General features: G+C 41.5%; 1 pseudogene. It reads right to left on the bottom strand.

Annotated features, from left to right (window positions below):
- Positions 1-265 (bottom strand): annotated as a pseudogene (locus ACT3QP_RS15185) (IS5/IS1182 family transposase); the annotation flags it as partial.

The raw sequence follows: 265 nt of genomic DNA, 5'->3' as shown, positions 1-265 counted from the left end.
AGATAAAAGTAATAGGGTTGCCATGAGCATCAACCGCTAAATGAATCTTGGTGGCACGTCCTGCCACACTTTTACTAATGGCTTGTTCTACCTCATTGCCACCATTACTGTGCTGATGTGCTTTAATATGTGTGCCATCGATAAACACCCATTCACAGTCTGAGTCTTTAATTAATAAAGCAAACAGTGCAATCAATTTATTGCTACGAAACCAGCGCTGATAAGCCTTGTAGACGGTATTAGGCTTACCAAAGTAAGGTGGCAG

The sequence above is a fragment of the Psychrobacter sp. AOP7-B1-24 genome (assembly GCF_052376215.1).
Taxonomy (GTDB): Bacteria; Pseudomonadota; Gammaproteobacteria; order Pseudomonadales; family Moraxellaceae; genus Psychrobacter.
Note: the sequence above shows the minus strand (reverse complement) of the source record. Positions and strands in the feature narration are given on the sequence as shown.